The organism is Rodentibacter genomosp. 1 (assembly GCF_001999285.1).
In the GTDB taxonomy this organism is placed as follows: Bacteria; Pseudomonadota; Gammaproteobacteria; order Enterobacterales; family Pasteurellaceae; genus Rodentibacter.
In genome coordinates, this window is the sequence record NZ_MLHN01000012.1 from 24,712 (window position 1) to 33,349 (window position 8,638).

Below are 8,638 nucleotides of genomic sequence, written 5' to 3' on the forward strand. Positions count from 1 at the left end.
TTTAACATATTGAAGTGATTTGATTTTATAACAGGCACACAGTGTATCCCCACCGTTGTTGAAATTCTACTTTGTGCACTTGCCAAATAATACCTATTTTTAGTTATTTTCTGGATTCAAATTCTGCTAATGCCTCATCAAATTGTTCTGCAACAAGAGGATGGACTGGGGCAAAAATTGAGGAGGTAAGTGTAATAAATGAGCAAACTAAGAAACCGGGAATAATTTCATAAAGTTTGGATAAATCTTCCCAACCTAAGAATTTCATTAGTGGACTCCATATTACGACAGTTATTGCACCGGATAGCATACCCCATAAGGCGGCTTTCGAGCTAATGTTTCGGTTAAAGAGCGAGAGGATGACAACCGGTCCAAATGCGGCACCAAAACCTGCCCATGCATAAGAAACCAAGCCCATGACTTTGGAATTTGGATCTTGTGCGATCACAATGGCAACAACGGAAATGACTAATACCATTAATCGTCCGATCCATACTAACTCTTTGCTTGACGCATTTTGACGGAAGAAACCTTTGTAGAAATCTTCGGTGATGGCGGCAGAACACATTAATAATTGGGCTGAAAGTGTACTCATCACTGCCGCTAAAATAGCCGATAATACAATACCGACAATCCACGGATTGAACATGACTTTTGAAAGTTCAATGAAGACAGCTTCGGCATTTTCAAGAGGAATATTTTCGTGGGTAAAATAGGCTAAACCAAAGTAACCAACTGATACCGCACCACCTAGACAAAGTAGCATCCAAGTAATGCCAATGGTTCTGGCTTTATTGAGTGCATGAACAGAATCTGCCGCCATGAAACGTGCCAAGATATGTGGTTGTCCAAAGTAGCCCAATCCCCATGCAAGTGCAGAAATCACCCCGATGCCTGAAACATTATGTAACCAGTTGCTATATGGAATGTTGGTTGCCGAAGACTTTACAGCTAATGCCATATTGATCTCTTCCCAGCTAATATTAACCAATACCATAACAGGTGCGAGAATTAATGCAAAAATCATTAAAGAAGCCTGAATTGTATCGCTCCAAGAGACAGCCAAGTATCCACCAATGAAGGTATAGGCAATAGTTGCCAGTGCACCAAGCCAAAGAGCGGTGGAATAATCCAAACCTAATAAACTTTGGAATAGTTTTGCACCCGCTACAACACCGGAGGCACAGTAAATGGTGAAAAAGAATAAAATAATTGAGGAAGAGATGATCTTTAACGCTTTTTTCTGACGAGGAAAACGTTGGGCGAAAAATTCCGGTAAGGTGAGTGCATTACTGTATTTTTCTGTGAAAACACGTAGGCGACCGGCAACAATCTTATAGTTCAGAAATGCGCCGATTGTGAGTCCGACCGCAATCCAAGCCTCTGATAAGCCGGAAAGGAAGATCGCGCCAGGTAAGCCCATTAAAAGCCAACCTGACATATCGGAAGCACCGGCAGACATCGCGGTTACAAAGCTTCCCATTTTACGCCCACCAAGAATGTAGTCGTCAAAGTTTTGGGTAGAACGGTAAGCATATAAACCGATACCCAAAATGATAATCAGATATAAGCCAAATGTGATGTAAATTTGCATAATTTTACTCCTATTATAATATTTTAGCTTTCCACTTTTTCTCCCCTAATCAGGGAGATTATGTCGGCTTAAGTTAAAAAATTTATGCACGTTTGAAAAATCAATAAATTGCGTGCAGGAACAATATTTTCCTCCTATCTTTTATTATGAATGAAAACTGCTAAGTTCACGGATATTTTTACTTTTCCATATCGTGTTGAATTATGCAGACTAACTTGTGAAATTCTATCATTACAACACTTTTTAATGCTCTTCCGATGCCATCAATGAGGTGTTTCCACCCGCAGCAGTGGTATTATAACTACGAGAAAACTCATTGTATAACATCAATATATCTTGTTCTGTACGCCAATCGACACATTTGAAGATTGATTGACTATTTTCTGCTAACCACAGACGGCGTTCAGTCTCAAGTTCGGTCAAATAGATGCCTTTTTGGCAATGACCAAGTTTCGTATCAACGCGAATCCCTGCTTTGTTTACCCCTGCTAGTGGATGGTTTGGTTCAACCAACACAGTAAAACCTGCTGTTAGTAATTTGTCTGCTGCAGCTTGAGAAACCGCTAAATCACCATTGAGAATAGCAATCTCACAAGGTAGATAGGAAAGACTGTTGTGTTCTCCGGTTATGCTTTCTAACACAGGGTTGGTTTGTGCAAGACTATGTTCATCACCGAATTGGCTATAGTAACGTGGCGTACGAGTTAAGTGTTGGAGATAAAATTCTCCCCCTGCTTTTGGTCCGGTACCGGATAAACCATGTCCACCAAATGGTTGTACACCAACTACTGCACCGACAATGTTACGGTTAATGTAGAAGTTACCACAGTTAAGGTGTTTTTCCACTAAGTTCATTTGTTTACGAATACGAGTATGACAACCACCGGTAAGTGCATAGCCTTTTGCATTTACGCTATTTAATATATTTACCAAGTCATCTTTACGATAACGAACAATATGAAGAATTGGCCCGAATACTTCTCGTTGTATTTGTTCAAGATTATCCAACATATAAACGGATGGGGCAACGAAATGACCGTTGTCCGGAGTGGATAATTCCGTGTAGTCTCGTGCAATTTTACGCATATTGGCTTGGTGATTGAGTAAGTTTTGTTTTGCGTCTTCATTAATGACCGGGCCAATATCGGTTTCCAGTAAACGAGGATCGCCTATGCTTAACTCTCCCATTGCTTTAGAAATCATTTGGTAGTATTGATCCGCAATTTCTTCTTGTAAGAGTAAAATACGAAGAGCAGAGCAACGCTGACCGGCAGAATCAAAGGCTGAATTTAATACGTCTGCTGCGACTTGTTCCGGCAGGGCGGAGGTATCCACCACTAATACATTTTGTCCGCCAGTCTCGGCAATTAAAATTGGATCGTTATCAGCGAGGGCTAAACGTTTTTCAATGAGTTTTGCCACCTCCGTTGAGCCTGTAAATACCACCCCATCAAAAGGCTGTTGTACAAGGGCTGCACCAAGATCACTTGCACCTAATACAAGTTGTAAAGCTTCTACCGGTACTCCAGCTTGATGGAGTAGTTTGATTGCGGCATAAGAGATAAGGGAAGTTTGTTCGGCAGGTTTTGCAATAACCGCATTCCCGGCAGCAAGTGAAGCGGCAATTTGTCCCGTGAAAATGGCTAATGGAAAATTCCAAGGTGAAATACAAAGTATCTTACCACGAGCTTCTCCAAGTTGGTTATGATTGGCTAAGTATTCAAGTTGGTTTGCATAATAGCGGAGAAAATCAACGGCTTCACGGAGTTCTGCAATGGCATTTGGCAAGGTTTTTCCAGCTTCGAGTATTGCCAGCTTCATTAACAAACCATGGTTTTCCTCATAAAGATCGGCAGCGTAGCGTAAAACCTCTGCTTTTTTGACCGCACTTTGGCTATGCCAGTGTTGATTGGTTGAGGCATTGAATACTTCCTGTGCTTGCTCAATTTTTAAGAATTGAACTTCTGCCACGGTCTCACTTAATTTAGCAGGATTTTTCACAATATGAACATCTTGTTGGGTTAGATGTGGTACTGCTGTGATTGAGGTCGCATTTTCAATTTGTGCTTCATTCAATGAACGTTCAAGCTTTTCTAATACTAATTCATTCGTTAAATCAAAGCCTGAGGAATTACGGCGATTGCGAAAGAGCTCAGGTGGCTTGCGTATTAATTGGTTAGGTTCGCCATTTGATTGTGAATAACGTTTCCAAGGTAGGTTAACCAGTTCAGAGACGGGGATATTTTCATCTACTAATTGGTGAACAAAAGAAGAGTTCGCACCATTTTCAAGCAGACGACGAACGAGGTAAGCCAATAAAGTTTCGTGAGTTCCAACAGGAGCATAGACGCGAACTTGGCGGTCAAAATTTTCTTTGCCAACGATATTATCGTAAAGACTTTCTCCCATGCCATGTAAGCATTGGAATTCAAATTGCTTGCCCTGCCCCATTTCATAAATCGTACACATCGTGAGCACATTATGCGTAGCAAATTGTGGATAGATAACATCTTGTGCAGCCAATAATTTTTTTGCACAGGCAACATAGGCAATATCCGTGTGATTCTTGCGGGTATAAAGTGGAAAATCGGTTAAACCATCGGTTTGAGCCCATTTGATTTCACTATCCCAATAGGCACCTTTAACCAAGCGGATCATTAAATAACCCTGTTTTTCACGTGCAAGATCAATTAAATAATCCAATACATAAGGACAACGTTTGGAGTAGGCTTGAACAACAAAACCGATCCCCTTGTAGCCTTTGAGTTCTGGCTCATCAAGTAATTTTTCGACCAAATCTAAAGATAGTTCTAGGCGGTTGGCTTCTTCTGCATCAATATTCACACTAATATTATGTTTTTGTGCAAGTAAAAAAAGTTGTTTTACTCGTGGGTAAAGCTCATTCATCGTACGGTCATATTTGGCACGATTATATTTAGGGTGAATAGCAGAAAGTTTTACTGAGACACTGTTTCCATCATAGATCGTACGACCCACAGCATTTTTGCCTACTTCTTCAATAGCGTGAAGGTAGTCGTTGAAGTAGCGATTGGCATCGGTGGCTGTCATTGCCGCCTCACCGAGCATATCAAATGAGAAAGTGAAACCTTTGTTATAGCGAGGTTGCATGTGTTTGAGGGCCTCTTGCATATTTATACCTGCAACGAATTGCTTACCCATCACTCGCATTGATTTCACCATAACTTGTCGTATGACCGGTGCTGCAAAGCGGGAGAATAAATTGTTTAAGCTATGAGAGAGTTGTGCTTCAGTGAGATTTTCACTAATTTTTTTACCGAAGAGCAGACCATAGCTAGCCGCATTGATGAAAAAAGATTTAGCATTCCCCAAATGAGCTTGCCAGTTGCCGTCTTGTAATTTTTCGTAGATGAGTTCATCACGAGTTTTTGCATCAGGAATTCTCAATAAAGCTTCGGCTAAACACATCAACGCAACACCTTCTTCAGAGCTTAAAGAAAATTCTTCCATCAAAGCATCTGCACCATATTGTTTTTGTTTGATATGACGGAGTTTATTGATGAGTTTTGTCGCATTGTCGGTAATGCGTTTTTCTTGTTCTTCAGTAAAATCAAGCGTTGCCATTAATCGGTCAACGGCAGTTTTTTCATCAAGAAGCGTATTTTCGGTAATTGCTCTGCGTGTTGGGCAATAAGTTTTTGAAAGTGAAATAGACATTTGCTCATCCCTTGTTTCTATTTTGTTACAAGATTATTAATGAAATTTAATTTATTTAAATAAAATGTAAACAAAAGTTTTTTAGATTTGTGAGTAATGTCACAGAAAAAAATAGGGATTTGCCATCGTGTTGAAAAAATCCTCTTATTCAGGAGGAATAAGAGGATTTAAGTAGGATTAAAGATGTTGGTTGATGAAGTTGGCTAACTGACTTTTTGGTAATGCCCCCACTTGTGTTGCAACCACTTCACCGTTTTTCACTAAAAGTAAAGTTGGAATACTGCGTACACCGAATTGACCGGCAACAAGTTGATTTTCATCAACATTGATTTTTACGATTTTCGCTTTGCCGGAAAATTCTGGGGCAAGCTCGTCCAATACTGGGGCAATCATTTTGCAAGGACCACACCAAGGGGCCCAAAAATCAACTAAGACTGGTAGGTCAGAACGTAATACGTCTGCTTCAAATGTTGCATCTGTTGTGTGTAATACTTGGCTCATTTTTATTTCCTTTGTTTGTGAATCATCCCTCTATATAAGGGTATTTTTCTAGGTTACAAGTGCGGTCAGAATATCACGACTTATTCAAAAATACACTTATTAATTTGATTATTGAAAACTAAGAGGGAAAAACAAGATTTTCACAAGGTTTTCCAGATTTTAGCTTATACATATTAGCGAATGTGACATCTGCTATGTTGGTTAAGGCTTCTTCAGTTAAGAATGCTTGGTGGCCTGTAAGCAACACATTATGACATGAAGAAAGGCGGCGAAATACGTCATCTTGAATAACCTCGTTAGATTTATCTTCAAAGAACAAATCACGTTCGTTTTCATAAACATCCATGCCTAATGCGCCAATTTTACGTTGTTTGAGGGCATCAATTGCAGCAGGTGTATCAATAAGAGAACCACGGCTTGTATTGATGATCATGACCCCATCTTTCATTTTCGCGAAAGTTTCACGGTTAAGTAAGTGATAGTTTTCCGGTGTAGCAGGGCAATGTAGCGTGATGACATGAGATTTTGCATACAGCTCATCAAGTTCGACATATTTTGCACCCAGTTCTTCCGCTATAGGATTTTTAAAAGGATCATAGGCAAGAATATTCATACCAAATCCTTTTAAAATACGCATGACAGCAATACCGATTTTTCCGCTACCGATAACGCCAACAGTGCGTCCATACATATTAAATCCGATAAGTCCTTCTAGAGAAAAGTTTGCTTCACGAGTACGTTGATAGGCTCGATGAATACGGCGGTTAAGTGTCATCATCAGTCCAACTGTATGCTCAGCGACAGCTTCTGGGGAATAAGCCGGGACACGAACAACTTGGATACCAAGGGATTGCGCGGCTTTTAAATCGACATTGTTGAAACCCGCACAGCGTAACGCGACGACTTTGACACCAAGTGCGGCTAATTTTTCCAATACTTTTCGACTACCGTCATCATTCACGAAAATACAAACAGCTTCACAATGTTCAGCTAAGCGCGCAGTACTTTCATTCAACATAAAATCAAAAAATTCAAGATCAAAACCGTATTTTGCATTAATTAATTCAAAGTATTTACGGTCATAATTTTTTGTACTGTAAACAGCAATTTTCATATTATCTCCGAGATTTATTTTAAATTTGCAAAGGCTTGAAGCAAGTCTGCTTTTATATCTTCAACATCTTCAATCCCTACGGAAAAACGAAGCAAAGTATTCGTAATGCCACGGGCGATACGTTCAGCTTCCGGAATATCCATATGGGTTTGAGTGGCGGGATAAGTGATAAAACTTTCTGTTCCGCCAAGGCTTTCTGCAAAGGTAATAAGTTTGATAGATTTCAAGAAAGTATTAATCCAGCTTTCATCTTTTAAACGGAAAGAAAGCATTCCACCTTTGTTTGGATAAAGAACAGAATCGACCTGAGGTTGGGCGCTTAAAAATTTAGCGATGGCTTGAGCATTTTCTTGATGGCGTTTCATTCTCAAAGAGAGGGTTTTCATTCCTCGAATAGTCAGCCATGAATCAAATGGAGAAAGCACCGCACCTGCACCATTTTGAATATAGGCAATTCGCTCACAGAGTGTTTGGCCCTTTGCTACGATCAACCCTACTAAGGCATCGTTATGTCCTGCAATATATTTAGTACCACTGTGAATGACAATGTCTGCGCCTAAATCTAATGGGCGTGAAAGGACAGGCGTTAAAAACGTGTTATCTACAATCAACATTAATTGATGTTTTTTCGCAAGTTTTGCGATTTCCGCAACATCGCATTCTTCCATTAATGGATTGGAAGGGGTTTCAATGAAAATTGCTTTTGTGTTTGGTGTAATAGCCGTTTCGATCTCTTTGACTGAAGCAGTATTAACATAAATTGGTTTGACACTGTTATTATTCTTATAAGAAAAATCCAAAAGGCGATAAGTTCCACCATAAACATCACTGGAAACAATCCATTCATCGGGTGTAGTGAAAAGGCTCATTAATACTAGAATGGCCGCCATACCGGATGAAAATGCAAAACCCTGATCACCATTTTCTAGTTGGGCAATGGTCTGTTCAAGAATAGTACGAGTTGGGTTTTTTGTACGGGTATAATCAAAGCCTGTACTTTCACCAATGCCGTGATGCCCATATGCTGTGGAAAGAAAAATAGGCGTAGAGACCGCGCCAGTACGTTCATCGCTACGATTTCCTGCTTGGGCGAGTAGAGTATCAATTGAGTATTGTTGTGTTGTCATAATATCCTCGAAAATAGTTTTAAAAGTGACCGCACTTTTTATTAAAAAAGAACGAAAGCATTTTGGCACAAAGCCTAAAGTGATAAAAGGAGAAATTAAAAAATAGTGGATGAATTCACTTTTTCGTCATTTATTGTCAATAATTTAAGCGAAGTGAATTTTTTTTAAACGGTTGAGTTTTTTTTTTGAATCTGTAATTGACAGATTTTTAAATTTACGTAAAATGCGCACCACTAACAGCGAATGCGGGAATAGCTCAGTTGGTAGAGCACGACCTTGCCAAGGTCGGGGTCGCGAGTTCGAGCCTCGTTTCCCGCTCCAATTAACGGCGTGTTAGCAAAGCGGTTATGCACTGGATTGCAAATCCATGTAGCTCGGTTCGACTCCGGGACACGCCTCCATAATACGTTGTAAGTTAGTCTTTGCCCGAGTGGTGGAATCGGTAGACACAAGGGATTTAAAATCCCTCGCCTTTCGAGGCGTGCCAGTTCAAGTCTGGCTTCGGGCACCATTTTACAAAATCTCAATTTTGTAAAAGACTCCTTTAAAATCCTATATTTGGGTCGTTAGCTCAGTCGGTAGAGCAGCGGACTTTTAATCCGTTGG

5 protein-coding genes and 3 tRNA genes are annotated in these 8,638 nt (G+C 40.1%); 3 read left to right on the top strand and 5 right to left on the bottom strand.

The features are described from left to right. Positions 1-103 precede the first annotated feature (103 nt). The 5 genes from putP to BKK54_RS08295 all read right to left on the bottom strand — a co-directional run bounded on the left by putP (position 104) and on the right by BKK54_RS08295 (position 8,032). On the bottom strand, positions 104-1,594 hold the full coding sequence (gene putP / locus BKK54_RS08275; protein ID WP_077542620.1) for a sodium/proline symporter PutP: 1,491 nt from the start codon (positions 1,592-1,594) through the stop codon (positions 104-106). 243 nt (positions 1,595-1,837) lie between these two features. After that, the gene (gene putA / locus BKK54_RS08280; protein ID WP_077542621.1) at positions 1,838-5,290 is read right to left on the bottom strand and encodes a bifunctional proline dehydrogenase/L-glutamate gamma-semialdehyde dehydrogenase PutA; all 3,453 of its coding nucleotides are present in this window, start codon (positions 5,288-5,290) and stop codon (positions 1,838-1,840) included. 177 nt (positions 5,291-5,467) lie between these two features. Beyond that, on the bottom strand, positions 5,468-5,791 hold the full coding sequence (gene trxA / locus BKK54_RS08285; RefSeq protein WP_077542622.1) for a thioredoxin TrxA: 324 nt from the start codon (positions 5,789-5,791) through the stop codon (positions 5,468-5,470). A 118-nt stretch (positions 5,792-5,909) separates the two neighbouring features. Further along, positions 5,910-6,905 carry a 2-hydroxyacid dehydrogenase gene (locus BKK54_RS08290; RefSeq protein WP_077542623.1) on the bottom strand — a complete coding sequence of 332 codons (996 nt, stop codon included), beginning with the start codon at positions 6,903-6,905 and terminating at the stop codon, positions 5,910-5,912. A gap of 14 nt (positions 6,906-6,919) precedes the next feature. After that, positions 6,920-8,032 carry a methionine biosynthesis PLP-dependent protein gene (locus BKK54_RS08295; protein ID WP_077542624.1) on the bottom strand — a complete coding sequence of 371 codons (1,113 nt, stop codon included), beginning with the start codon at positions 8,030-8,032 and terminating at the stop codon, positions 6,920-6,922. A gap of 245 nt (positions 8,033-8,277) precedes the next feature. On the opposite strand from BKK54_RS08295, the gene BKK54_RS08300 reads away from it, so the two are divergent. The 3 genes from BKK54_RS08300 (at position 8,278) to BKK54_RS08310 (ending at position 8,543) form a co-directional block, all read left to right on the top strand. After that, positions 8,278-8,353: transfer RNA gene (locus BKK54_RS08300), tRNA-Gly, on the top strand. Between the two features lie 6 nt (positions 8,354-8,359). Then, positions 8,360-8,433 (top strand) — tRNA-Cys (locus tag BKK54_RS08305). Positions 8,434-8,456: 23 nt separating this feature from the next. Next, a tRNA-Leu gene (locus BKK54_RS08310) sits at positions 8,457-8,543 on the top strand. The last annotated feature ends 95 nt before the right edge of the window (positions 8,544-8,638 follow it).

What these genes read in the sequence shown, in the direction of transcription:
- putP (WP_077542620.1), bottom strand. Translation starts at nt 1,594, where the DNA reads ATGCAAATTTACATCACATTTGGCTTATATCTGATTATCATTTTGGGT.
- putA (WP_077542621.1), bottom strand. Translation starts at nt 5,290, where the DNA reads ATGTCTATTTCACTTTCAAAAACTTATTGCCCAACACGCAGAGCAATT.
- trxA (WP_077542622.1), bottom strand. Translation starts at nt 5,791, where the DNA reads ATGAGCCAAGTATTACACACAACAGATGCAACATTTGAAGCAGACGTA.
- BKK54_RS08290 (WP_077542623.1), bottom strand. Translation starts at nt 6,905, where the DNA reads ATGAAAATTGCTGTTTACAGTACAAAAAATTATGACCGTAAATACTTT.
- BKK54_RS08295 (WP_077542624.1), bottom strand. Translation starts at nt 8,032, where the DNA reads ATGACAACACAACAATACTCAATTGATACTCTACTCGCCCAAGCAGGA.